The sequence below is a fragment of the Nocardioides taihuensis genome (assembly GCF_042657275.1).
In the GTDB taxonomy this organism is placed as follows: Bacteria; Actinomycetota; Actinomycetes; order Propionibacteriales; family Nocardioidaceae; genus Nocardioides; species Nocardioides taihuensis.
Genome location: NZ_JBHSKD010000004.1, coordinates 1 through 25,525 on the forward strand (window position 1 = coordinate 1; position 25,525 = coordinate 25,525).

The window sequence follows — 25,525 nt, forward strand, 5'->3', positions numbered from 1 at the left end:
GCCACACCAGCCTCAACGGCAAGTCACCCATCGACCGCGTGCCCAACCTCCCCGGGCAGAACAGTTAGCCCTCGATGAAGAGGTACCCGGCCAGGTCCTCGGCTTCCCGTGCAGCCTGGAGTATCGCAACGACGCTCGAACGCTCGTCCTCGGGCAGGCCGTCGATATTGAGCGCGTTGGGCAAGTCTTCGAGCCACGCCTTGAGTTGGTACTCGTTCAGCATCGAGTCTTGGTACGGCCAGGTGAAGTCGACGTAGCGGACGCCCTGAATGGCTGCACGCCGACAGAACCGGAGGAAGGGCTCGCCATCCGGCTCCTCATAGACCCGGACGACCTCGTGAAGTTGGTTCCGAACCTGGACACGCATGAGGACCGCCATGGATGCAGCCTAGAAGTCGCGGTCGCCATGCCATCCGGTTCATGCCGCTGAGTGGTCCCTCCGATGAGCGGTAACTCCACGGGAGACAAGCGCGTGAGTCAGACTGGACGGGTGGAACCGACCTCGCCCAAGTCCGACTGGGCCGACCGACTGCCGAGCGGGCCGCCAATGCGTGACGAGTTGGCTCGGACCGTTGATGCCGACCAGGGGCGCGACGACGCCGAGAACGGCTACTTCGAAAGCGCGAACGACCCGCAGTTCGTGACGACTGAGACGGCGCAGCGGAGGTTCAGGGGTCAACTGCGTCGGAGGCTAAGGCACCGCGAATCGAAGTCACGCGAGCGAGCATCCGAGTAGCGAGGAACCGACCGCTCACGCCGCGTTGGGCGCGGCGTGCCGATGACCAGATGCCTCAGTCGACGGTGAGGACCACGCAACTCTGCTCCGGGGAGTTGGCAGTACACAGCCGATAGGTTCCAGTCGCGGCAGTGTCGGGCAGGATCGCGGCGTCGGGTCCGGGCCCGGTCACGCCGACGTCCACCCATCCGTAGCCAGTGGCGTCTGCATCCCACCACGTCGGGTCCCCCTTGGGCCGGAAGCCCGGGCTCACAGCACTGAGGTAGTACACCGTTCGCCATTCGCTGCCGTCCCAAGCGTCCAAGGAGTACGCGACGCCCCGCGTATCCTCGCCCGGCCAACTCACACTCAGCAGGTCTCCGGGCGAGTAGGACCGATTGTCGAGTTCCATCCGACCGGTGCTTGAGGGATCGAGGGTCGGCGTGGCACTGGCACCAGACATCGGCGTCCTGGCCCCGTCACCATCGTCCTCTGCGGGGGAGCAGCCAGCGACCAGGCAGACGCTCGCAAGGCCGAGCAGAGCGGCGGTCACCTTGTTCACGGACACGAATCTAGGACGAGCGCGCAGGGCTTGAGGGTTCCGTGACGTGATCGATGCCGAGGTGTTGCCCGGCCATCCGCTCACGCCGCTCTGCGTTCGCTGTGGCCATCCGGTCGTGCCGCAGATGTGGTACGTGAACTCCTTTGCTGGCTTCGTGGGACGAGAGTGCTGGTTGTCTTGCACCCTTGGAGCAGGAGGCGTCGTGGTTCAGGCTGATCCAGTTGGCCGCAGTGTTCGGTCCATCGTGGCGAGGATGCTGGTGGTCTCGGCTGCGGTGGTGCTCGTCGGCGGTGTGGTGGCGTGGGCCTCGTCGGCTCGCATCCACGACTGGGGCGAGATTTCGTTCAACACGACCGGTTCGCGCCTTGGGCTGGCGCTCTTGGGCGCGGGCGCGCTGGCAGGCGTCTCTCTGGCCATCGCCAGCGTGGTGGCTGGCGTGTGGTCTCCCACGCGCCCCACGTCGACCTCCCTGGGAGCGACTGACAGCGGACGCGTGACCCGATGATCTGGATGTTCACTTGGGTCGAGGCGCTGCTCTGGGCGACCGTGCTCGCTGTGTTGACCTCGGTCCTGGCCATGGCGGCGGTCAAGGTGCTCACCGGGGCGACTTCCGCGCGCCGCACCGTTGCGGGACTAGGCGGAATGCTGCTGGTGGCCCTGGTGTGGGTCGGCGGGCTCGTGTGGCCAGTGCAAGCGACCGGTACATCGCCTTACGTCGACGGCACCGTCACCGTGCAGTGCGATCCGACTGCCCTTCACGCTGCTGTGGGTGCTCAGGGTCCCTCCGTGGATGCGTGCCAGACCCAAGGACGCGTCCGCGTCACGATGACACTCGGCCTCGGCGGTGCAGGGCTCGCCGGAATCGTGTGGTGGGCGCGACGGCCACGGTCGAAGATGGACGCCAACCAGCAGTCCGTCGCTTCCAACGTCTGACCGGGACGCCATCCGGTCATGCCGCATAGATGCGAGCAGTCCTGCCCGTGAGCCTTTGGTCAGGTTGTGACCCGTTCCACGGTCGATGTAGAGCGCCAAGAAGTGCCCCTACGCCTTGGCATCGCCCGGGCCACGCCTCGCCAGTACGCCCAAGGCCCGCCGCCCGCGGGCTGACGCTCGCCATCCGGTCCGGTCGGTAGAGGGGCGTTAACCGAGGGGCCGACAGAACGGGACTACACCGCGGGGAGCAGCGGGGTCGACGGAAGCCGTAGGTCCCCACGCGTGGCGGGTCGTAGCGTCCCGACAGCGTCACCCCATTCCGGCCTGGAGGGACCATGACCGAAGAGGCCACCAAGCCCGAAGACTCCGACCGAGATACGGCGAGCAAGCCAAGGAGCATCGATTCCGATGACGTGGCCTATCCGCTCTCGTCACACCTCCAAGGCGTGCTGATCATCCAGTTCGAGCGCGGCGCTGTCGTGATGACCCCGACCTCGCAGGCCGACGCCCGCTCGGTCGTCGCCAAGCAGCGTGGCGAGGAGAGTAGCGACGCCCTCACATGGAGGTCGCGACGCTGGTTCTCCTGGGCCGAAGAACGGGTTGTGTTCTCATCCTTCGACATCGACGCCGACCAGAACTGGGAGATCACCCCCGAGGAGCGCTACGCCCTCACGGACGCAGGCCACGCGCACGGTGTCGTCGACTCACTGGCACGTCTGTGGAAGCGCCAGAATCGAGCCGATGAGCCGAAGTACTCCACCCGCGCCGTCGCAACCCTTCACCAGATGGCCGTCACCGGATCGAAGCGGAGCACCTGGGAGACGGCCGCCCGCCTCCTGGAAGGCGACTCGGGCGCGCTGCTCCTGGCCGAGATCTGGGGGGCCGCCGAGGCACACTCGAACCGGGAGGACAGGACCCGTCCCAGAGTTCCTGAGGACCTCATCGTCGACCATGTCGAATCGGATGACGCCACCCATGCCGACGTAGACCAGGGGCCGGAACCCGCGTCCCCGTCCGAATCTCCTGAACACCCCGAAGACGACGCGCCAGACGCGGACACCGGCCATGACGGCCCAGCGCCCCCAGGCGCCTCGTCATGACCCACCGCGCCGCGCACGACCTCCCCGTGCGGTGGTTCCTCGACATCGACGGCGTCGTCAGCCCCTACGGACTGACTGAGCCGTGGAACGGACCGTCGCTCTACGGCGGCCCGCCAGACTCGGACCTGGCGGTGCCTTACCGACGGGAAGTTGTGCAAAGGATCCAGCGCCTCCACGACTCCGGCCTCGTCGACATCGCCTGGCTGACGACCTGGGACCTCGAAGCGGCCGACGGGTGGACCGACGTCGGCCTTGGACCGTTCCCGGTGCACCCTCGCCGCCGTCCCGGTCACAACCGCTGGTGGAAGGTCGACGCCGTCCAGACGTGGATGCGCAAGCACTCCACCAGTCGCGCTATCTGGACCGACGACGACATCTCCCGCGGCGGTCTCCGCGGACTCGACAAGAACCGACTCCTAGCGATCGCACCGGATCCTCGCGTCGGGCTCACCGACAACGACTTGCAGCGCATCGAGACTTGGGTTCTCACCGACCCCGAGTCCCAAGGCCGACCATGATGGCCCCGCGGATGCCGACGGATCCGGTAGAAGCCTCTCCATCCGAGCCGTCGGAACCCGCTACGGCCAGTGAAGACAGCGACCCGGACCTGGCTGATTGGACCAACAGACTTCTCGACCTTCCTGCAGCCGTGTTCGAGGCCGAGCCAGCCATCGCGGCTGCCATGCGCCGCGGCATCCCAGAGCGATGGATGGCCGTGGCACTGAGTGGCCTGCTCCTCAACGGCAGGGACGTGCGAGCGTTCATCCGACGCGCCATCCGCGACGGCAAGTCCCCAGAGCAGGTCACGGGCCTGTACGCACGGGCGTTGGCGACGGTCGAGCGCCGCGGCAGGGCGGTCGACGACTTCTCCGCCTACGCCGCAACCCCGCCCGGCGACATCGATCTCCGGGTGTTCACGCAAGGGGAGGTCTGGGTCGACATCTATCGACAGCCTCACCGCATCACTGACACCTCAGACCTGACCGACGAGTACCTGCGCAACCTGCTGGGTTTCCTTGACCGGGAGGCGATCCAGTTCCACGGGGCCGTGATCGGCCGCAAGCCGCAAGCAAGAGACCTCCGGAAAGCACGGGCTTGGCTGGAGGCGACACCTCTCATGCGTACCCTCCGCGAGGAAGCGGCCCGTCGCGGCGTGTGAGGAACCTCGCGTTCCAGAAGAGCATCGAGAAGACGGAGGTCCTGTAGTCGGCTGGATCGACGGGGCCGCGCAGTGCGTTGGCCGCGCCTCAGAGCCGTTGCTCCAATTCCTGCTGGGTGATCTCCACTCGGTGAGTCTCTTGGCTCGCTCAGGTTGCTGCCCGCGTCGTGCGGATGACGCCGACATCTGGTCCCATGCCACGCCATGCCGTCGCATGTCGGCGGCCAATGGTCCGGCTCTGCCCTACGGCGACCCTGTCACCCCGGGTGGACTCAGGCCCAGGCCCAGGCCCCAGGCCCGTGGCAGTGCCCCGCAGTCGATCAACGGGTCTACTTGGACCGGGTTGCCGCTCGCGGGGCGGGGGCGACATCGGTCGTCGCCGGATAACCGAGCAGAACCACCCTCAGGTATCTCAGATTGGCCTCAAGCGAGCGTCGATCCACCCCCCGGGTGTGGGAGCGAGCCGAGCCCAGCACGCTCTCAATGCGGGCGATCTCCCGCAGCAGGGCTACTCGGCGCTGGCGAGCCTCAATCCGGTGCGCGGCACTGCAGTACCAGTTCTGTCGACCAGCCCCAGTACGTCGCGGCACCCACTCCGTGCACTCAGGGAAGAGGCAGGCCACCGCGAGAACGCGGTCGGCATCCACTGTCGTTGCCAGCCACGGCAACGACTCGACCAGTCCTTCCCACGCCTGTAGGTGCGTCACCTGGTCACCCCAAGGCTTGGCAGGCGAACACGAAATGCCAGAATCCTGAAAGCGTCCACCAACGGCGATCGGCCGGTCCGATGTGGGCACGCTCAGCCTGATGGACGTTCCAAGAGGACGTATACACGGGGTCAACAATACCCCAGTCAGTGAGGATTCGGGCGTCGATCAGTCGAGGCTGCGGGCGTGACCCTTCGTGCCGAGAACCTAGTCATGGGGCAACTAGGAGACGAGTCCCGAGGGTTGACGGTGACACGGAATGACAGGACTATGGAGGGATGGCAGGGTATCGGCGTCCCCCGGACGCCAACGTGGTCGATGGGCGCATGCGTCGGACCGGCACGGCCGGGGTGGCCTCCATGGCAGGCCAGCCGGAGGCCACCGATGACCTGCGGGCCGGGAGCGGTCCCCAAGTTGATATCCCGCTGATCCAGCGCCCACGAGCACGACCGAACCGGGTCGAAACCGCGACCGCGCATCGGCGCGCACGTACCTAGTGGTCCCCAACTGAGAGCGTTGGAGGAGAACGATGTCATCGCGGGCAACACAGGACCTGCCCCCGCTGCCGATGAGCACCCAGATCGTCGTGCTTGCCGAAAGCCCCGTGCTGCATGACCTCTCCCCGGCCTTCGCTGACCTGGAGGAGGGCCGAGCCCTCTACCCGCCGCTCATGCAGTACGCGGTGTGTGTCGCTGCCCGCATCTACGGCTCACAGCGGCTGGCGCTGACCGAGTTGGGGAGCGGCGACTTGTGGCGACGGTTCTGCGACGCCTACCAGCGAGGGAGCCGCGACATCAGACCGATGCCGCTGAAGCCACCCTCCGCGAAGCAGCAAGACGATTTCGTCGCCCGCCTGACCGCATACCCAGGCGTGCTGGCGGGCCTGTCGGAACGGTTCACCGAGGTAGCCGTCCATCAGGCCCGCTATCAGGGCAACTTCGCCCCCGGGATCACCCCTGACTACGCCAAACCGGACCCGCGGCACGTCGTGATGGGCGACGGAATGTACCTCCGTCCGCTCAGCGGCGTGCATTGGCAGACCGACAAGAAGACCGGCGAGCAGACCCTCGTCGGCAGTCGTGCGGCAGAGCGGCCCCGGATCCAGAAGCGGCTCACCGACCCGCGGCGCGACAAGAAGAAGGCGCTTGGGGTGAACCACGTGACACTGAGCACGTCGACTCCAAGTGGATGGATCATGCTCGCCGCCGAACAGTCCTTCACCTTCGAGGGAGACGAGGCCGAACTCCTGATCAGTCGTGTCCACGACTTGCTCGGCACGGGCCTGCACACGGTGGTTTGGGACCGCGTGCTCCGAAGCGTGCATGCCCAGCGGCTCATGGCGGAACGCGGGATCCTGCTGGTGACCAAGCCCGTCGCTCGAAGCAGCAAGAGTGTGAAGTCCGACGGCGTCACCGCGCCGGTACTGAAGCGTCAGCGCGCCCTCGACGACTTCGAATGTGGTCGGCCGCTTCCGCTTGGGACCAGCGTGTTTCGCACCTCGGGCAACAAGCCGGCCGAAGTGGTGCGCACCTCCTACTTCATGTACGGCACCCTGACCGGCGGGTGTTTGCACGAACTGTGGGTGGACGGAGGCGCCATCTTCGATGTCGCCCTGGACAGCACCACCTGGTGGCTGGTGAAGGTCGCCCGCGCCACGATCGTCCACGCCGTTCCGGTGACCGATGCGGCGGGCGGTCCGTTCGTGGTGCAGTGCGAGTGGCGCCTGCCGTGTTCGCGTGCCGCAGGCGGTGGGCACCTGTTCAACATGGCATGGGTTGCCGACCCAAGCGCGCACGGGCGACCGAAGAGGGGGGTCGACCAGGCGTTGTACGACGTGCGCCCTTTCACCCGTCACGATCAGGAACTGTTCAAGAAAGTTCATGGGATGCGCAACCACACCGAGAGTTACCACTCCTGGTTGAAGCGGACCCTTGGTGACCACGGTCGTGCCATGCGCAACGACGTGTCAGGCCAGTTCCTCGACCACCTGTGCATCGGCACCTTGGCCAACACGCTCACCTATGTCAATCATGAACGCCTCATCGCCCGCTCGCTCCAGTCGCGGTAAGCCGCGCCACCTCAGGTTCCGGACGACTGGCGACGGGGCGGGTCGAACCTTTTCGCCTCGGCGTTCGCTCTGGCGTCATCCCTGGCCGCGCCGTGGCCGCTCATGTGCCGATGCCAGGGCGCACGACACACGTTCCTGGACGCGCTCCACAGTCAGGACGATCGCATGAAGATGCACGACGACTTGCGCAAGAGCCGTCAGATCGCTTCCGCCGCACTCGACCAGATGCCCCCGAGGGTCCTGAGGATGAGCATCCCAAGGGTCGTCAACACAGCCCGAGAGTGGTGGAGGGCCAACCACGTCCTCGACGACCTGGACAGTGACCGCATCCACGACGACCTGGCCCGCGTCGCCGACGCGTGCGGCCACCTCGGCGTTACCACCTACCGCGAACTGCACCGGCATGCGGCGGACGTCATCAAAGAGGTCACCTCGCTCGCCAGCCCCACCGCCTACGCCCTGCGCGAGGACGCCGATGCCCTCAACCGGACACGCAACAGCATCGGGGCGGCCCTCTCCGCGGTCGCCCAACACCACGGCGCCGATGCCGCCATCGCGATCGCCGCGATGCCCGACGTGGCACCGCGCGCAGGCGGAAGCCACCGACTGCCCGCCGACGACGAGATCCTGCTCCTGCGTCAACGCGCCCTCCACACCATCGTCCAGGGCGGCCAACGCCTCATCGAAGGCTGCCAGTACTCCCTCGTCGAGACCGGGATGACCCCAGTCGAGACCACCGAGATCCGCGGAACCGACTTCGACCACCTCCGGGCGCCCACGACGGTCCACAGCAAGGGCGGCCCCTACAACGGCGAACGAACCCTCGCCCTTCCACCGTGGGCTTGCCCAGTCGTGGCCGCACGACTCGACGAACAGTGCGCAGGCTCCGATCGCGCCGTCCATGACCGCCTGTGCTTCACCGGTAAGCCCGGCGCCATCGCCAGCGCATCGGCCGCCACGAATCTGCGCCGGTACATGTACGAATCGGGCTTCACACTCCACGACCGACCGGTCCCCCAGGCCATCGTGGGCTGGCGAGTAGCCCGAGTCATGACCGCCCAAGGCTGGGACGACGCCCAAATCCTTCTCGGCAAGAAGCAGGTGGCACAGGTTGAACGCTTCCTCGGTCAGTTCATCATCGTCGCCCCGGAGATTCCCAAACTCATCGCGACGTTCGACGGCTTCTGACCCGCGCGGTCGGCGTCGGGGGCCGCGTTGACCCGTGTGGCAAGCAACCGCGGCTGCGCCGACATCTACCACTGTCCGACCTCCAACGACATCGAGTGCCCTCGACACAGTGGGTTTGCCACCTGCTGTCATCGGCCCCGTCTCGTCCGGGGTGCGCTAGGTCGGGGGCTCCGCTCATGCCGATGAGCGGTAACCCAGGCTATGAGTGTTGGGGAGGCGTCAAACGGCAGCCGGGTGCGTCGGTTGATCGCAGGCCATGCTCAATCTCGTAGGCGCACTCACCGCAGACGCCGTCAACGTCGTTGTCGAACCCGTGCTCGCCCCAGTTGTGGCCACAGGCCGGACAAGTGGGGGCCTTCGGCGCGCGACTCATGTCGTGATCATCCCTCGCCACCATCCGTGAGTTCACGCCTTTGCCGATGAGCGGGCGGTCTCAATCGCGGGACGCTAATGGGCGAGACGGACTACCTTCCGCTCGTGCCCACAACACGGCAGTTGGCTGACCTGGAGACCACCTTGGCCAAGACGCGGTGGCCAGCCCCGGCGGCGAGGGCTTCTCGGTCGTGGGAATCTGCCGTCAACCTCCAACACACATCGCCGATTGTCGATCCCTCCTTGGTGGAGCGATTGATCCCCGACGAACGACTCCTCCTTCTTCATCCGCCCCCGTTCCGCACTGTGGCGGAGTATCAAACCTACGAGGGCGACTTCTGGACCGAGCACGGCGCGTTGGCCGAGATCGACAGCGCCGAGGCCCTTGTCGTCGCAGAATTCGAACTCGGCTCCGACTCGGTTGTGATCTTGGACTACCGATTCGACCCCGCGCCAGCGCTGCAGCTGAAGTACCCCGAGAGGTGGGGCGAACCGAACCACTGGGTGCAGATCGCCGGGTCGATTGACCAACTTGTGGAACTGCTCGACCTGCGCCTCGGGACATCCAGCGGGGACTGAACCGTCCGCTCATGCCGCATAGCGTTCGCTGCGGCCATCCGGTCATGCCGCATAGCGTTCGCTGCGGCCATCCGGTCATGCCGCTGGTTGTGCGCTGTCCTGCCGATGACAGTGATGCGACCCCGCATCGACGCCAGCACGGCAGAATGAGCGCCTGTGGGTGTGACCATCTATGTCGAGGACTACCTCGGTGAAGTCTTGCTGCGCGACCCAACCGACATGCGTGACCTGTTGGAGGCCGCTGAATCTCTTGGGCTCCCACTCCTGACCAGCGTGGACGTCTACGACGACACGCGGTTCAACCGGAGGCAGTCAGAGCGGCTGGTCAGTGAAGTCGACGCTCTGTCGGGGCAGAGGGACCTGACACCGGCCATCGCCGCTCTCCAGGTCGCCATCAGTCTTGTAGGCGAGCGGCCCCATCGCTACCTGATGTTCAACGGCGACTGACCATCCGCTCCTGCCGATGTGCGTGCGGTCAGTTGCTTGGCTCCACGACCTCGATCACCACGGCCTCACCGACCTTGCGCGAGCCCTCAAACATGCCGAGCGACAGGCCAACGGAGACCTCTGGCCAGTAGTCCGGGACCAACGGATGCAGGCGCACGGTGGCGACCTCTCCGGGGCTCAAGGTGTCCTGGTCCTCGATGAGCAGCGGACCGTCGTGCACGTACTCGTGCACCTCTTGAGGGAAGCCCCAACTGGACCTGTAGCCCGAGAAGATCGGAACGCTGCGCCCACCCTCGTGAGTGCTCAGGAGATGGAGTCGGGCGCGGATGTAGCCGTGCTCCTGCTCGTGCTTCTGCCACCTTGCGAGTTCCCGATCATCCACGGTGCGACTCTGCCAGAAGCGCACACTCATGCCGCATAGCGTTCGCTGCGGCCAACCTCCCGCCCGCCCAATTCCTAGTGTCTTCAACGGCTCTCAACCGCCGTAGGGTTGGTGCTCCCGCGAGCCCGCACATCGTCCTCTGGAAGGCCACCTTGGACGTCCCACACAACAAGAGAGAGCGGGTCCGAAGACCCGCTCTCTCTTACCGGCCCGTACGTCCGGCGCAGATAGATGCGTTGCCGCTTCCGCGACCCGCGGTGTAACTATCGGCAAGTCTGCTCCGAGAATCAAGTCCCCGCACCCAGTTTGTCGGATTCCTCACCGCGACCGTGGGGCAGGCAGCAGGTGAGGGGCTGCCCGAGGGGCTCGCCCGTGGGGAATTGCCCTGCGAGTGCCACCCGGAGGCGGTCGCCGACGGTGGCGTGCTTGAGGTGCTCCTTGGGGACAAGAACGGGTGTGTCGAGGCCGTCGACGGCGCATCGCCAGACCTTGCTGCGGTGCTCGTCTCCGGTGATCGTGACCACCCCGATGGTTTCCGGCAGGGGCCATCCGTCGGTCGGGGGCGATTCTTCGAGGGGACCGACGTAGTAGGTCGCCGTTCGGTCGCCAGTGGCTTCGCGGAACACCGCGATGCGCTGGCCGGGGAGCAGTTGGCCGGGGCTGGCGGTAATGGTCGCTGTCTCCTGGCTGTCCTCGATGCGGATCTTCGCTCGGGTGGGCTCCACCCAGTACAGGACGTGTCCGAAGTCGACGCCCTCGAAGTGGTGGTGTTGGGGACGGGAGCGACCCAGTGTGAGCAGCGGGAACCGTCGCGACTTGGGTTCCATCTCGATCCCGGTGGCGTACAGGAAGTGGCGTTCGTTGACGCGGATGCTGTTGCGGCGTTCCTTGAGGATGCCGGTGATGCCCTTGCTGTTGCTGAGGATGATCTCCCGCTTGGCATGGTTCCACGTCTCGACCTTCCACACCGGCGCCTGCACGGGGGCGGGCGTAGTTGCGATGCGTGCGATCAGGCTCCGCATCGGCGCGCCGAGAGCGATGTGGGCCGGTGGAGGGCAGATCCGGCGCAAGGAGACCTCGTCGAGGATCAGCCACTTCCGTTGGTCATCGCGGGTATGGATGGTGTCGAACGCGGCTGCGTAGACCGGCACCCCGCGCTGGTTGCCGAACTCATAGGACGGCATGAGGTCCATGTCCTCGGAGAGGACGACGATGCATTCGAAGGGTGCTGAGAGTTGACGTGCGCGGTCGGCCAGGTCGGCCACCTTGAGAGCGAGGAGAACGTCGACCTGCTTCTCCTCCATCTCCCCGCCACGCTCGGCTAGGTGGCCAGCAAGGACGACGGCGTCCTCCCGGGCGAGTTCCACGGCATACCGCTTGTTGTCCTCGACGGCGGCACGGACCCGATCCGAAGGCGAGGTAGCCATGGTCTTGGTGGCGACGCCCGCGTACACCTCGACCGCATCGAACCCGTACTCACGGAGCGCGAGGCGAATGCCGTGGGCGCTCGGGCGGAGGCCACGCCCGAACACCCGGCGGGCTTGGCCGTGCATGTTGCGGGTGTCGACCACGACCGCGCACCGCGTCAGCCCCTTCGCGAAGGGCTGGTAGATCGCGGCGATGTCTTCGGCGGCGACAGTGGGAGGAAGGCCGTCCAGCGGGGGCTGTGTGCTCACTGACGTACTCCCGAGTGACGTGCCGACATTGCCGTGCCTCTCCCCGTGCTCCCCATCCACATCGGCAGGTTCAACGGCCATCAGTCCGGCGTGGTTGTTCCGGCGGACAATGCCGCCACGACGTTTGTAGGCACAACCCTAGGCCGGACCACGAGGAAGTGGTGCGAAGCGCCGCCGCAGGGCGCCGTGCGTGCTCATGCCTGAGCGCGTTGGCCTGCTCGTGTGTCAGTCCCACTTGCCGGAGCACGCCTCGTAGCACCGACTCTGGCGCGACGGATCGCGTCCCGGGGCCCGCCGCCGATCCCTGGGGTTGCGACTCACCTTTGGCGTCGGGCGCACAAGCAGGGGCTGGCGGGCGGCATCAACGCCACTCAGATCATGGTTGCGTTGGCATTCTGAGTTCCGGCAGATCCCGTTCCGGATGGGACTCAGTCCATCCCGGCCCAGACCGCCCCCAGAGAACTACGACTCTGTGTTATCGCAGGCCACGATTAAAGAGTGGAACGCCCAGGGGCCCGGGACATGGGGACTTGCATCCGGAGAACCGTCAGGACAACGTCCGTGTGGTTTCGCTTGGCCCCAGCCCGGCTTGCGACTCTAGTCGCAGGCCCGCTCGTGGCCACGCCTCGGTCGTGGCCCCGTGGTCGGGAGAGGCTCGCGACGGCCGGGCTTGGGCAGCCGGCAGGTCCGCAGTGGCCGATGATCATGCGTCGAGGCCAGGTTGCCAAGCCCACCGGGCTACTGCTCCTGGGTTACCTGGACATAGTTGGGGAGCTTGTCCCTGAGGTAGGTCCGGATCCCGGCGGCTGTTGGCTGCGCAAGCGCTGTGAACTCGAAGACGTGGGCTTCGCGCCGGATGGCACGCCTGATCGCCTCGTTCGTGTCGTTGACCGCCGCAGTCACGGAGCAAGGCTTGAAGGGGCTCACGACGAAGTCCGGCCGCACGCCTAGGAAGCCGTCCGCCTTCGTGTCGTAGCCGGGCAAGAGCTTCTTCAGCGCGGCCTCGTACGTCGCCGCACGAGGTTGGCCAGCGCCCCAGAACGGGGTCAGGTCCCGGATCGAGTGCGGCCACGCCTCCAGCTTCGCCTCGAGATCCAACCTGTACTGCGCCCGCGCCGGCGCCTTCGTGCCCGGCCCCTGGAAGGTCTTTAGGGCGGTGAGCAGACCGCTGACGGCGTCCCAGTGGTCCGCCGGCCGAGGGTCCTCCCCGGCGTCTAGGAGGCTGCGGATGAAGGGTGAGCCGAGCGTAACGACGCGGAGGACCCATTCGGACTCGAGGAGCGTGCGCTCGCGGCTGTCCATCTCCGAGGGCGTCCACCCCTCCTCGAAGAGGTGGACGGACATCCAGTCGTGGTCGATCTCGGTCCGCTTGACGTCGGCGAATCCCTGCACCCCCACGTCCGCCGCGCGGTCCGAGTTGGCAAGCGCGAGGAGGGTGATGACGTTCCTCTTGGCTGGGCGCCCGGTTCGGTTCCTCGACGCCTTGTCGACGGCCATGAAGGAACGGCGCCTGGACCGAGCCGACCCGCATCACCCAGAAGACGGGGGCATCCGACCTTCGGCCGGTCATCACCGTCGACGACACCGGTCGCGTGCGGGCCGCGTGGACCCACACCGACCGGGGGCACGTCCAGGACGGCTACCGCGTGTTCACGCGCACTTGGACGCAGCGCAGCGGTTGGACCGCGCCCATCGCGTTGACCGCCCGGCACGCCGAGTCCGGAACGCAGCAACTGGCCTGGGGCGCGGACGGAGCGGCTGCTGTTGTCTGGATGGACGACGTCCACTACCGCCACCACGTCCGCCTCCACACCCAATTGAACGGAGTCTCCGGTCGAGGAGATCCGCTTGGTCGTCTTTGAGGCCAACAAGGGTCTTCGCGGGGCAAGTGGGCGGGCGGGAGAGGGGCGAGTCGTCGGACAGTGGAGCAGCGACCCGCAGGGTGTCTTATGAGTCGGTGGCGCTGGCAACGACCACGGGGCGTAGGCAATTCGGCTCTGGCGAGCAGCGCTCCCAGGGCGTCAAGGTGAAGTCAGGGACAGGCATCTCGTGCTGCCGGGGTCGAGGCTACCCATGCAAGGAGGCTCGATCATGAAGGCGTCGCGTCCCGCCCCGCACTGGATCACAGTCTTTGCCGGGCCGGTCATCGCGGCGGTCACGGCCGCGGTGCTCGGGCTTGCGCTCACGGCGCCCGCCCACAGCCGACCGGCACCCAGCGCTCAGCCCCCGGCTCCAGCCTCAGCGCAGGCGGAGGCGACCGTCGGGATGCTCGCCTACACGGCGGCCTCCGGCACCGGGCGCCGCGACGACATCTACACGATTCGCACCGACGGATCCCGGCGCCGACAGGTCAGCCGCCACGGCGGGTGGGGACCGACCTGGTCCGCCGACGGCACCCAGATCGCCTACACCGGCTACGACGGCGGCATCTGGGTCATCAACGCCGACGGGAGTGACGAGCACCGCATCATCCGCCGGGGCCTCTACCCGGCGTGGTCCCCCGACGGCTCCCGCATCGCCTACGGGCTCGGTGAGCGGCTGATCCTGTTCGACCCGGCCACCGCCACCAAGACCGTCGTCGCCACCGGCACCGACTGGCAGCGCACCGAGTCGCCGACCTGGTCCCCGGACGGGACCATGCTCGCATTCGTCGGAGGCGCCTTCGACGAGAACTACGACCTCGACCAGCAGCTGTACACGGTCGCCGCCGACGGAACCGGCCTCACCGCCCTGACCGCCACCTACCCCTACGCCGGCAACCCGACCTGGTCACCAGACGGCGCACTTATCGCCTACCAGGAAGTTCCAGACGAACGCGACAGCTTCGGCGAGGGCGACCTGTACACCATCGCCCCGGACGGAACCGGCCGCACCCGCCTGCTCGACTCCGGCGGCACCGACAGCGATCCCGTCTGGTCACCGGACGGAACGCAGATCGCCTACAGCAGCGACGGCGCATCGTGGGAGTACCCCGGAGTCCTGCACGGCATCTGGCTCGCCGACGCCGACGGAACCCGCCGCACGTTCCTCACCCGTCAGGGCGGAGGCCCCGTGTGGCGCCCCGGGTACAGCCAACCGGCCACCACCGTGACCTACCCGACCCCCGGCCGCGGAGCCCGGCTCGCCTTCGTCGCCATCACCGACACCGGCGGCGACCTGTTCACCATGCGCCCCGACGGCACCGGCCTGCGCCAGCTCACCACCACCGGAGACGTCACCGACTTGGCGTGGGCGCCCGACCACCAGCATCTCGCCTACGCTTCGGCGGGGGTCCTGACGATCCGGCAACCGGACGGAACGGTCAGCAGCACCGGCGTCGCCCTCGCCGGACGATCCTTCGCTTGGACCCCGGACGGGCGAGCCATCGCCTGGGGCGGCAGAGGCCGCCGGCTCACGGTCCTGCACCTGCGCACCGGTGCCGTCACGCATGTGCGTCTGGGCCGCATCATCACGACGCCGGACGACCCGGCCTACTCGCCCGACGGACGCACCATCGTCTTCACGGCCAACTTCGACATCGGCGGCACCGCGCTCGGTCTTGTCGACGCCGACGGCGGCCAGGCCCGCCTCCTGACTCATGTCGGCGGAGTGGCTCTGCAACCCACCTGGACCGCCAACGGGAAGCGGATCGTGTTCGCCCACCAGCCCGGCAGGGACGCCATCTCAGGCGACGAGGTCCTCAGCATCCGGCTCGACGGCACGAGGCTGCGGACCCTCGCCGCGGGCGCCGGCCTCCTTGCCGCACCGGCCGCCTCACCCGCCGGGCACCGGGTCGCATTCTTCAGCGACGGGCCGCACCCCTACGGGGCTGCCCCCCGGCCAGGCATCTGGGTCACCGGAGCCACGGGTGCACCGCGGGGAGGGCTGCAGCTGGCTCGCATCGATCGTTCCGTGTGCTACCTCGACTGGTAGCACGTGCCGTGGGCTTGTCCCCTGTCGATCCCGCGCGCGACCTTGACCACCGCCAGGGAGCGGACGTGTCGTCGCGCACCGTTCGCGGGCAGGGGTTCGTTCGCTGCCTGGGCGGGCAGGGGTGTTCTGCTTCTAATCATCCGGTTCCGCGGGTGTGGCTGACGCGAACGGTGTCACGCCGGCCCGCCACGTAGGCGTACCAGGCCTTCGAAGACGGTCCGATCGCAAGGGCGGGGAACACCACCGACCATCCCTCGGTGTTGTCGCCGTTGATCGCGGTGACACGGCTCCAGCCGCGCCTCGCGGTCCAGGCGCGGGCGTGGTAGCCGCCGAACCAGCTGTCGCCTCGTCGGCCGTCGGACCACCAGGCGGAGTCGACCTTGCCCTTGCCGGTGACCACGATCTGCTGCAGCCAGCTGTAGTCCCATCCCTCGCTGAGCGATACGGGGCGGGTGAAGTCGCCGTTGCGGCCGATCGTGGCCTTGATGAATGGCCGGTACTTGGGCGTCGCGTGCAGGTCGGCCTCCCAGGCCAGTGCGGTCACCTCGCGGCCGCCGGCTGCGAGGGTGAGCTCGGTCCGCTGGTCGACCTGGCGGGACACGTCGCGGACTCGGACGGGGTCACCCCAGGTCATGCCGTCGCGTTCGCGGACGTCGAGGGGTCCGTCGTGTGGTTGCCGGTAGGCGACGACGAGATCGCCGTTGGGCCGCAATGCGGAGACGACGTCACGCATGCCGGCTGGTGCGACGGGGACCTGGTCGGTCCAGGTCCCGTCGGGGCGCTGGCTGCGGACCACGACCTGTGAAGCGCCGGTGCCGGAGGCGAGGCGGTCCGGCCAGGTGACGCTTGCCTGCGCGGCGTTGCCGGGGACCACCTGCGGCCGGATGCCGGTCTCGTGGCCGGTCGTGTTCAGCTGGAGGGGCTCGGACCAGGTCTGTCCGGCGCCGGAGTGCCGCTGGGAGACGTAGACCTGTCGTTCGCCGGCGTTGTTGGCGTCCCACCACGCTGCGGTGAAGACACCGGTGCTGCTGACGCCCACGCTGATGGGGTGGTCTTGTGAGAATTCCTCGCCGAAGACGCCATCGCCGGCGTCGCACAGGACGTTCCCCGCGTATCGGTCTTCCTCGTAGCTGAGGCAGACCTGCCCGTCTGGCGCCATCGCCGCGTGCACGTAGAGGAGAGAGTTCGACGTCTGAGGGGTGTCGATGATGTCGCTCCATCCGGACCCGGGCCGGTAGATGCGGGCCAGCAGATTGGCGTACCGGGGTGACCAGGTGACCACGACGCCGGCGCCCGAGCCGTCGATCGCGACGTTCTCGCCGACGTCAGCCGGGTCCGAGATCGTGACCGGCTCACTCCAGGTCTCTGTCCACGTGCCGAGCGAGCGACTGAGGAGGTCGGCCGGAGCAGCGGCAGACGACTCCACGGTGGGGGGCGCCGATGAGGCGTAAGCGTCGGGGGACGGGGCCGCGGCGAGTGGCGACGTGACAGCGAGGGTGAGTGCGGCGACAGCGAGGCCAGTGGTGCTGCCGAGAAGTGCCTGGCGTCGCGGAAGGGTCATGACAACTCCCAGGGTGCGGATCGGGTCGACCCCTGCTCTCAGCAGAGCGCGCTCGATGTGCAACCGCCAGAGTCGCAGGTCCTGAGCGCGCTGCGGGTGGGGGCCGTCGGTCGCTTGACCCTTTGGTGAGCGGGAAGTCGCGCTCGAAGCGTGATCGCCTGTGCCGAGCCCCGGTCTGTCGTTCCGAACGCAGTCCAGGCCAGACCCGCAGGGGGTCCAGCCAGCACAGGGTCGTTGCCCAAGACCACAGCTCGTCGCGTCCCTTGGGAGCCATCAGGCCAAGCGGCTATTGCCGCATTCCTGAACTCGGCCGTCCCTCCTGGTCCTTTGATTGATCGACGCAGGCCCGGCAACGAGATTCCGGAACCGCGGCCGGGGTCGAGGACCGCCATGAGACCGGCCGCTCGCTGGTCACACCGCGTGGTGGTGCCAGGGGGCTGCCTGCCTTCACGGGATGCGGAGCCACGAGGACGTTGGGCTCTACCCGGAGCCCCAACCCAGCCGGCAGGCTTGACACAAGCTGGCGGCACGTCTCGGTCGCAAGTCGCCGCAGTCAAGCGCGCGATGGGGGAAGACCCATGGGCAAGGTGACCGACTGGTCGACGTGGATGCTCCCGATCTCCACCGTGTTGACGACTGCGCTGACCGGCGCGGGAGCCGCGGTTCCCCGTGCGACCGATACACCCTTCTGGGCTCCGGGGGAGCAGATGGTCGGCATGGTGGCGTACGCGGCGAGCTCGCACGCGACCGGCAACCTCGAGATCTACACGATCCGGACCGACGGATCCGACCGCCTCCGGCTCACCGGTGACGGCGGCTCAGCGCCGGACTACTCACCTGACGGCGCCCGGATCGTCTTCACGCGAAACGGATTCTTGTGGGTCATGGAGTCAGACGGCACCGCAGAGACCCAGTTGGTCGCGGGCTCGGATCCGTCGTGGTCGCCCGACGGGCAGGAGGTCGCCTACACCAGCGGTGACGAGGTACGCATCCTGGACCTGGCTTCGCTCGAGTCGCACGCACTGGTCCGTCCCTCCGCGGACTGGCCCTACGCATCCCACCCGAGCTGGTCGCCGGACGGTACCCGGCTGGTCGTGACCCGCGAGGCCGACCACGGCGACGAGTACAGCAACGGGCGGTCCTTGTTCGTCGTTTCCGCTGATGGTGCCGGCCTGACCGAGCTCGCGGAAACATGGCCAGACGCAGATGACCCGGAGTGGTCGCCGAGCGGCGACGTCATCACCTACTGCGAGCACTACAGCGGCCGGGGCGGGGGACCCAGCGGAGACATCTACACCATCAACGTCGACGGGACCGGCCGTACCGAGATCTTCGCCGAGTCCAGCGCTGACCGGTGGCCGACCTGGTCCCCCGACGGTGCCCAGGTGGCGGTCGCGGGCAGGACGATGAAGCAGCCCTACCCGCGGCAGAGTGGCGTCTGGCTGCTCGACGCCGACGGCGGCAACCACCGCCTCCTCGTCCGGGGTGGCACGACGCCGGCATGGCGCCCGGGCTACTCCGAACCAGCCGTGGTCGAAGCAGTCCCCACCCCCGCCGACGGGCCTCGACTGGCGTTCGTAGCAGGCAGCGACAGGGGGCACGACCTGTTCACCGTCCGTCCGGACGGCTCCGGTCTCCGGCAGGTGACCGACCTCGGCGGCGTCTCCGGCCCAGCTTGGTCGCCAAACCACCGACGCCTGGCCTTCGCTGCGGACGGCGACGTGTACGTCGTGCGCTCCGACGGGACCCACCTGCAGCGGGTTGTGCACCGCTTCTACTCGAACGGCGACCTTGCCTGGTCCCCCGACGGCCGGTCCATCGCGTGGACGGTAAGGCGAGCCCTCGGCACCGTCACGCTGGCAACCGGCCGGCTCGAGTACACCAAGCTCCCGCTGAGCTGGGCGTATGACCCCGAGTTCTCACCCGACGGCCAATGGATCGCCGTCGGTGAGCGGGAGGAGGCCACCAAGCCTGAGCGCGGCATCGCCGTCTTCAGGGTGCACGGTCGCCGACACCTCGCGATGCTCACGCATCTGCCCGGTAGCGAGTCTCAACCGTCGTGGTCGGGCAATGGGCGGCGCCTTCTGTTCGTGCGCGAGGATGGTGGCACGACCGTCATCATGAGCATGCGTACCGACGGAACTGCCCTGCGCCGGGTGGTTGGCACGCCGGCTCTCGACGCCCTCCCGGTGTGGGCGCCCAACGGTGGACGGTTCGCCTACTACAGCGACGGACCTGCCCCCTTCGGCTCATCACCACACCCGGGTATCTGGGCAAAGGGCGACGGAAGCGCACCCGGGCTCAGCGTGCTGAACCGGTCGGTCAGCGATCTGGACTGGTGAGGAAGACGTTGCGTCCTCCTGCCATCGCCTGGCGAGACGTTGATGGCTGCGCGAACAGGCAGCAAGGCACGTTCCCCAACCCTCAGATGCCGATTCCGAGGAGGGACTGGTCCTCTTCGCCGCCGGAGGACGAAACTGCACGTCAGAGTGAAAGTCCCCATGTCCCAGGGGCCCGGGACATGGGGAAATTCACCCGGAGATCCCTCGGGACAACGCCCGTGGAGTTCCAAAGACCCCTGCCCGGCTTGCGACTCTAGCCGGGGACCGATCGAGCCGCCGGCGGCGGGCTTGCCGGCGGAGTTCTCGGGCGATCACGCCCCAGCATCCGGTGCTGAGTCACTACTCGACCAGGGCTGCGGCGCCAACACGCCCCTTTCGTCCACGAGCGTGGATGCAAGTCCCAAGTGGCTGGCCGGCTGATCGCTCCGGGGTGACAGGGGTGGACCGATGGAGCCCGTTGAACATCGGGGCTGAGGGGTCCTACTCCTTCGGTGGGTTGTCCGACCGAGCCGTGACGTTCAGCCCGGATGCGACCTCGAACAGCCCTCCGAGCGCGGTTACCACGAACCCGACCGAGAACAACGGCGAGATGGGGCTGTCGCCCGCGGGCAAGAACAGCAGCCCGCAGGCGGCCCGCGGCGCACAGGTAGCCGACGCCACGCCGTACTCGCTCGGTGTCCATGCCCGCTCTGATCACGAGTCGCCCTTGCTGTCGTCGTAGCCATGGACGTCTGCCTAAGCGATGATCGGTGCAGGAGAGGACACCGCAATGCCTGCAGCGCGCCCGCCGGAGTTCCGGCGTCGGGCGGTCGAGTTGGCGCGTGCGCCGGGGGCGTCGGTCGCGGGGGGACCAAGGTCTCTACCGGGGGGCGGGCGGGCGGGCAAGGATGGCGGCGAGGGGTCGCGGAAGAAGGCGGCCGCGATCTGGCACCTTGCCCGGGACTGCGGGCCCCGGGTCTGGGGAGGAGGGGCCGCCGGGAAGGGCCGGCATGGACGGGCAGCGGAACTTCGCGCGGGCCTCGGCAAAGGTCATCAGGGGTCAGGCGGTGGCGGTGCTCGCCGCGTTGGCCGCCACGGCGGCGCTGGTGGGTGCTGCGTCTCCGGGCGGGGCGAGCCCCGCTGCGGGGGAGGCGGGGCGCGCGAACGTCCAGGGGGCGCCGGTGCTCACCGACTTCGAGCTGTTGAGCTTCGATCTGCCTTCTGAGCCGTTCTGGGTGGGCGTCGGCGGTCGTGTTTCGATGGACCACTTCGTCGGTGCGACCCCCGACGGGCGGTACGTCGCGTTGAACGCCACCACGGTCGACGGGCTTTCCGTCGTCGCGTTGTGGGACCGGGTCGAGAGCCGGACGATCCCGGTCAACGTGCGGCCCGACGGCACCTACCCGAACCGCAGGGGAGGCAGGTCGGCGTTCAGCGACATGTCGCCGGACGGCCGGTACGTCCTGTTCACCTCACGGGCCCGGTTGACTCCCGACGACAACGACAAGCGCGTCGATGAGTTCCGCCGCGACGCGGTCGCCGGTGAGACGGTCCTGGTCTCGATCGGTCCTCGCGGTGACAAGCTCGGGGGGTGGTTGGTCGGCGGGGGGATCAGCGACGACGGGCGGATTGCGTCGTTCATGCAGGAGTACCAGGAAGGGTTCACCGGCGAGGCGTACGTCGTGTTCGTCCGCAACATCGAGACCGGTGTGACGCGGGTCGGGTCGATGAGCGAGGACGGGCGCCGCGCGGACGGCTGCTGGTACAGCGACGTGTCTGCGGACGGCCGGTACCTGGCGTTCGACTCCCACGCGAACGTGTTCAACCGGGAGGCCGACGGGATCCAGCCCGACGTGTTCGTCAAGGACCGGCGCACGGGCGCCGTGCAGGACCTGACGTGGAACAAGGACGTGAGGTACCGGGTGCCGGTCTACCTGGCCGGCATCTCGGCCGACGGGACGCGGGTGGCGTACACGACGTACGCGCCGCAGTCCGGTCCGTCGCTGTGGAAGCCGTACCTGACCGACCTGGCTTCGGGCCGGGTCTGGCCGGCGGCGGTCGACACGGCGGGGAACAACCGGACGGTGCAGGCGTTCTGGCTGCTGCCGGGGTCGCGCGCGTGGGCGTTCGTGTCCTCGTCGAAGGACCTGACCGGCGAGGAGGGCCCGGACGGCAGGTGGGTCGACGGGTACTTGGTGCACGTGACGACCGGCGCGGTGTTCCGGGTGACTGGGCCGACGGTGCCGACCGACCCGCCGGTGCCGCAACGGTCGCAGTGGTTGTCGTTCGCGGTGCCCGGTGACCGCAGCTTCGTGTGGGCCGCGACGTACCTGCCGATGCTGCCTGAGGACACGGACGAGGCGATGGACGTCTACGGGCGGACCATCACCTGGTGACGCGTCGGACCGCCACACCCGTGGTGTGGGTCCTGCGGTGTGACCGTGTCCTGCGCCGTGGTGGAGGCCCCAGGTCGGGCGGTCCGCGGCACGCATGCTGCTGCCCCGGGTCTGCGATGGCGGCTACGACGTCTACGAGGTGGCTCTCCAACTGCGCGCGGGCGCGAGTCCAGAACGCACGGCGACGACGTTCTCGTGCGGTACATCAGCGACGGGTGAGAGGGTGCGCGGGAGTGCCGCAGCGCGTCGTCCTCTGCGTCAAGCCGGACCACCCCACCAACATTGACCAACGATGGGCCGCGGAGTTCCTGCCCCCACACACGCATCGGGAGCCGGTTGACAGGAGTCGGGCAGGGCCGTTGGTCTCGAGCCGTGGGGTCTCACCAGTCGACGTCACTGATGGAGTGGTCGAGCCACACCAGGCCGGGGTGGCGTTGGTCGGGGTACTCGGCGGGGACGATGACCCACAGGCCTGGCGCCGGGGCGTCGCCGTAGGAGTCGGGGCCGTCGCTGATGATCGCAATCCGGGTGTGGTCGGGTGACCAAGCAGGCCGGGAGGCGTCGCCGGTGGTGGTGAGGCGGGTCAGGTCCGTGCCGTCGGGGTTGACCGTGAACAGGTCGTTGCCGGCGCGGGTGGCCGCGGGCCCGATCCCGGGCGCAGGCGTTCGTACCAGTGCCCGTCCGTGGTCAGCAGGCGGGTCCTGCAGGGCTTCCCGGCGGTTCGCTGATCGGATGCCCGCAAGCCGGTCGCAGTCGCTCTTGGACGTTCCCTACTCAAGGTCGGCCCGTTCTGGTCAGTGCAATCCGAGGGACCGTCTGAACTGCGACTACGCAGTTCAGAGTGAAAGTCCCCATGTCCCAGGGGCGCGGGAGGGGTTCGCTCGTCAAGACGAGCCTCGGGGCAAGGTCCCGTGCAGTTCTCGCGGCCCCCAGCCTGACTGGCGACTCTATCCGTGGCAGCCGCGCCCGGCACGCGCAGCCCGGCTCCACGTCTCGCTCATCACCGCCGGCAGTCGCCCAGATGTCCAGAACCTGCCGAGATCTCGACCTTTTCCTGACGAAGGCTGCACGAACGCGCACGATGGAGCCCATGAGAACCCGGCCCCGCACGTCCCGCGCCCTGCCGGCGTTCGCGCTCGCGCTCGCGGCCGCGACCATGGTGACGGTCTCCGCGCACCCCGCGCAGCCGGCGTCGGCGATGGAGCCGCGCCCGTCCCCCGTCGTGTCCGCCCGCACCTCGGCCAGCCTCTCGATCTCGCCCAAGAACTACATCGGGGGCCAACTGCTCACGTGGAGCGGGAACGTCGGGCACCGCGGCGAGCGACGGGTGGGGCTGCAGCTCAACATGAACCTCAACGGCTGGGTGGACGTCGACGGCGTGCACGCCCGCACCCGGGCCGACGGCAGCTTCTCCTTCGGGTTCCGCGCCCCCAGCATGTTCGGCATCCGGTACCGGGCCAAGGCGGGGCCCTACGTCACCCCGGACATCGTCTTCAACGCCAAGACGCAGGACCTCACCGTGCGCCGCACCGGTCTGGAGGAGAACCGGACCAACGACGCGGTCCGGGTCGACGTCGGCGAGACGTACGGGCTCACCGTGGACACCGCGCCGGACAACATCTTCCGCAGCCCGCAGTCGGCCGGCGCGCCGGTCCTCGTGGGCCGTGAGCTGACCCTGCAGGAGCGCACCGGCCCGACGACGTGGCACACCGTGGACACCACCACCGTCGGCCTCCAGGGGTTCGGCTTCTTCACCGGGCTGAGCGAGGATGCCGGCACAACCGTGTACCGGGTCCGCGCGGAGAACTACTTCACCGACGGCAACCGGATCGGCTGGACCCAGTCGTTCCCGCTCTACGTCCTGGCCGGCCGCGCCGCCCAGGACGCGTACGCCGCCGCTCACGAGGCCGACGACCCGCGCGCGCGCGAGGTGGACGCCCCCAGCGCCTCCCGCGGCGGGCAGCCGCCGACCGCCAGCCAGAACTTCGAGTGGTACCCCTCCTACTACGACTTCGGCTGGGCGACCGGCGAGTCGCTCGACAGCCCGCCGGGCCGCGGCACACGCATCAAGGGTCACTGGGTCGACTACTCCAGCGGCAGCGGCAGGGTGGCGAAGTACAACGGCGGCCTGGCGATCGAGTCCAAGCGGTACGCCGGCGCCGGGCCCGGCGACTTCGGGACCACCAGCGCGACGCTGCAGGGGAACGCGGTGACCTACGGGCGGTGGGAGGTCGCGATGCGCATCCGCAACGCCTTCGAGACGGGCGGTCGCCCCTACCGGGTCCTGGCCGAGCTGATCCCCGCCCGCCCGTCCGACTACGACTGCGGTGCCCACAACATCACCGTCGCGAGCATCTCGCCGTTCTCGCAGCGGGTCGGGATCGGCGTCCGGTCGCCGCGGCAGGTCTGGCGTGGCGCTGCCCGCGACGACTTCACGCCACTGGTCGGTCCGATCAACGCCGCGGTGGAGGTGAGCCGCCGCCACCTCACCTGGTTCCTCGACGGTGCCCCCGTCGCGTCGGTCACCCGCCCCGCCGCGATCCCGCGCGTGCCCCTGACGCTGCGGCTCTCGTTGCGCGGTGACGGCCAGCTGGAGATGAACCAGACGGCGCTGATCTCGGACTGGCAGCGCGGGTTCCCGATCTCGACCGGGCAGCAGCGGGTCGCGGCGAGGAAGCTGTCGGGTTCCAGCGCGAACGCAGGGTGCTGAGCTCCTCGGCGCGGCGATGTCGGGCAGGTCAGGCGCCGGGCGGGCGGCGCAGCAGCCGCGACAGCAGCCCCGGACGTCGATCGGTGGGGGCCGGGTGCCTGGCGTCGACGTGCTCGACGGCGTCCACGCCGACGACGATGCCGTCGTCCCCGGTGATCCGCACGGGTGCCCGGAACGTCCCGTCGCGGTCGACGTGCACGGCCTGGAGGTTGCGCCACAGGTCCTGGCCGAACGGCTTCTCCATCGCTGCCCCCTGGGGGTGTGACCGGGCGGGATCGGTGAGGACACGGTAGCGCCCAGGTACGTGCCGGAGGGGGCACAACGTCCGCCGTGACCGGGTTCGCCTCACCGCCGACCTCGCTGGACCTCGTCGTCCGCTGACGCGTCGCGACGGCTCAGGCGAGCAGGTCGCCCCACTCGGAGCGGACGATGGCCTCGAGGCGGCGGTTGGTGACCTCGGCACCCGACGCGGTCAGCGCGACCGCGGTGGCGAGCTCACCGACCGACACCTCGTAGCGGCGGGCGGCCGCGTGCAGGGCATCCTCCGCGTCCGGGGCGGGCAGCCGCAGGGCCAGCACCAGCACGCCGGTGGCGTGGGCCGTGACCAACTCGTGCGCGGCGATCTCGGGTCGCACGTACAGATCGTTACCCCGACGGGGATCGCTTCACGCCCCCGTCTGGACCGGCGACGCGGTCGGGGACACCACCCGTTCACCGGCTGTTGCGCGGGCTGTGCA

The 25,525-nt window shown here is 68.4% G+C and carries 21 protein-coding genes; 13 read left to right on the forward strand and 8 right to left on the reverse strand.

The window, feature by feature from the left end:
* Window positions 1–64 precede the first annotated feature (64 nt).
* Both ACFPGP_RS03070 and ACFPGP_RS03075 read right to left on the reverse strand, forming a co-directional pair.
* Window positions 65–379: a hypothetical protein gene (locus ACFPGP_RS03070; protein WP_378586711.1), complete on the reverse strand. Its 315-nt coding sequence runs from the start codon at window positions 377–379 to the stop codon at window positions 65–67.
* Window positions 380–791: 412 nt separating this feature from the next.
* Window positions 792–1,277: a hypothetical protein gene (locus tag ACFPGP_RS03075; protein WP_378586714.1), complete on the reverse strand. Its 486-nt coding sequence runs from the start codon at window positions 1,275–1,277 to the stop codon at window positions 792–794.
* A 46-nt stretch (window positions 1,278–1,323) separates the two neighbouring features.
* Here ACFPGP_RS03075 and ACFPGP_RS03080 point away from each other — a divergent pair, with 46 nt between their 5' ends.
* From ACFPGP_RS03080 to ACFPGP_RS03120, 9 genes are all read left to right on the forward strand, one after another.
* The gene (locus ACFPGP_RS03080) at window positions 1,324–1,782 is read left to right on the forward strand and encodes a hypothetical protein (RefSeq protein WP_378586716.1); all 459 of its coding nucleotides are present in this window, start codon (window positions 1,324–1,326) and stop codon (window positions 1,780–1,782) included.
* Window positions 1,779–2,210, forward strand: coding sequence for a hypothetical protein (locus ACFPGP_RS03085; protein ID WP_378586719.1), 432 nt, complete (start codon window positions 1,779–1,781; stop codon window positions 2,208–2,210). The genes ACFPGP_RS03080 and ACFPGP_RS03085 overlap by 4 nt, the downstream gene beginning before the upstream one ends.
* Window positions 2,211–2,545: 335 nt before the next feature.
* The gene (locus ACFPGP_RS03090) at window positions 2,546–3,310 is read left to right on the forward strand and encodes a hypothetical protein (RefSeq protein WP_378586722.1); all 765 of its coding nucleotides are present in this window, start codon (window positions 2,546–2,548) and stop codon (window positions 3,308–3,310) included.
* A complete protein-coding gene (locus ACFPGP_RS03095; RefSeq protein ID WP_378586725.1) occupies window positions 3,307–3,828 on the forward strand; it encodes an HAD domain-containing protein in 522 nt (173 codons plus the stop codon). Before ACFPGP_RS03090 ends, ACFPGP_RS03095 begins: the two co-directional genes overlap by 4 nt.
* 131 nt (window positions 3,829–3,959) lie before the next feature.
* Complete coding sequence (locus tag ACFPGP_RS03100) at window positions 3,960–4,469, forward strand: hypothetical protein (protein WP_378586727.1); 510 nt, start codon at window positions 3,960–3,962, stop codon at window positions 4,467–4,469.
* Between the two features lie 1,275 nt (window positions 4,470–5,744).
* Complete coding sequence (locus ACFPGP_RS03105) at window positions 5,745–7,244, forward strand: hypothetical protein (RefSeq protein ID WP_378586730.1); 1,500 nt, start codon at window positions 5,745–5,747, stop codon at window positions 7,242–7,244.
* Window positions 7,245–7,409: 165 nt separating this feature from the next.
* The gene (locus ACFPGP_RS03110) at window positions 7,410–8,432 is read left to right on the forward strand and encodes a hypothetical protein (RefSeq protein ID WP_378586733.1); all 1,023 of its coding nucleotides are present in this window, start codon (window positions 7,410–7,412) and stop codon (window positions 8,430–8,432) included.
* Between the two features lie 495 nt (window positions 8,433–8,927).
* Window positions 8,928–9,383 carry a hypothetical protein gene (locus ACFPGP_RS03115; RefSeq protein WP_378586736.1) on the forward strand — a complete coding sequence of 152 codons (456 nt, stop codon included), beginning with the start codon at window positions 8,928–8,930 and terminating at the stop codon, window positions 9,381–9,383.
* Window positions 9,384–9,539: 156 nt separating this feature from the next.
* Window positions 9,540–9,830: a hypothetical protein gene (locus tag ACFPGP_RS03120; RefSeq protein ID WP_378586739.1), complete on the forward strand. Its 291-nt coding sequence runs from the start codon at window positions 9,540–9,542 to the stop codon at window positions 9,828–9,830.
* Window positions 9,831–9,858: 28 nt separating this feature from the next.
* Here the strand turns inward: ACFPGP_RS03120 and ACFPGP_RS03125 are convergent, their stop codons facing one another.
* From ACFPGP_RS03125 to ACFPGP_RS03135, 3 genes are all read right to left on the reverse strand, one after another.
* Window positions 9,859–10,242, reverse strand: a complete 384-nt coding sequence (locus ACFPGP_RS03125; protein WP_378586741.1) for a hypothetical protein — start codon at window positions 10,240–10,242, stop codon at window positions 9,859–9,861.
* Window positions 10,243–10,499: 257 nt separating this feature from the next.
* Window positions 10,500–11,888, reverse strand: a complete 1,389-nt coding sequence (locus ACFPGP_RS03130) for a PIN domain-containing protein (protein WP_378586744.1) — start codon at window positions 11,886–11,888, stop codon at window positions 10,500–10,502.
* A 738-nt stretch (window positions 11,889–12,626) separates the two neighbouring features.
* Window positions 12,627–13,385: a hypothetical protein gene (locus ACFPGP_RS03135; protein ID WP_378586747.1), complete on the reverse strand. Its 759-nt coding sequence runs from the start codon at window positions 13,383–13,385 to the stop codon at window positions 12,627–12,629.
* Window positions 13,386–13,979: 594 nt separating this feature from the next.
* On the opposite strand from ACFPGP_RS03135, the gene ACFPGP_RS03140 reads away from it, so the two are divergent.
* Window positions 13,980–15,800, forward strand: coding sequence for a hypothetical protein (locus ACFPGP_RS03140; protein ID WP_378586750.1), 1,821 nt, complete (start codon window positions 13,980–13,982; stop codon window positions 15,798–15,800).
* A gap of 136 nt (window positions 15,801–15,936) precedes the next feature.
* Here ACFPGP_RS03140 and ACFPGP_RS03145 read toward each other — a convergent pair whose 3' ends face one another.
* A complete protein-coding gene (locus ACFPGP_RS03145) occupies window positions 15,937–17,226 on the reverse strand; it encodes a hypothetical protein (RefSeq protein ID WP_378586752.1) in 1,290 nt (429 codons plus the stop codon).
* 1,229 nt (window positions 17,227–18,455) lie between these two features.
* Here ACFPGP_RS03145 and ACFPGP_RS03150 point away from each other — a divergent pair.
* The 3 genes from ACFPGP_RS03150 (at window position 18,456) to ACFPGP_RS03160 (ending at window position 24,788) form a co-directional block, all read left to right on the forward strand.
* Window positions 18,456–19,703, forward strand: a complete 1,248-nt coding sequence (locus ACFPGP_RS03150) for a TolB family protein (RefSeq protein ID WP_378586755.1) — start codon at window positions 18,456–18,458, stop codon at window positions 19,701–19,703.
* A 989-nt stretch (window positions 19,704–20,692) separates the two neighbouring features.
* A complete protein-coding gene (locus ACFPGP_RS03155; protein ID WP_378586758.1) occupies window positions 20,693–22,078 on the forward strand; it encodes a TolB-like translocation protein in 1,386 nt (461 codons plus the stop codon).
* A 1,090-nt stretch (window positions 22,079–23,168) separates the two neighbouring features.
* The gene (locus ACFPGP_RS03160) at window positions 23,169–24,788 is read left to right on the forward strand and encodes a hypothetical protein (protein WP_378586761.1); all 1,620 of its coding nucleotides are present in this window, start codon (window positions 23,169–23,171) and stop codon (window positions 24,786–24,788) included.
* Window positions 24,789–24,816: 28 nt separating this feature from the next.
* Here ACFPGP_RS03160 and ACFPGP_RS03165 read toward each other — a convergent pair whose 3' ends face one another.
* Complete coding sequence (locus tag ACFPGP_RS03165; protein ID WP_378586764.1) at window positions 24,817–25,032, reverse strand: hypothetical protein; 216 nt, start codon at window positions 25,030–25,032, stop codon at window positions 24,817–24,819.
* 151 nt (window positions 25,033–25,183) lie between these two features.
* Window positions 25,184–25,423: a hypothetical protein gene (locus ACFPGP_RS03170; protein WP_378586767.1), complete on the reverse strand. Its 240-nt coding sequence runs from the start codon at window positions 25,421–25,423 to the stop codon at window positions 25,184–25,186.
* Window positions 25,424–25,525 lie beyond the last annotated feature (102 nt).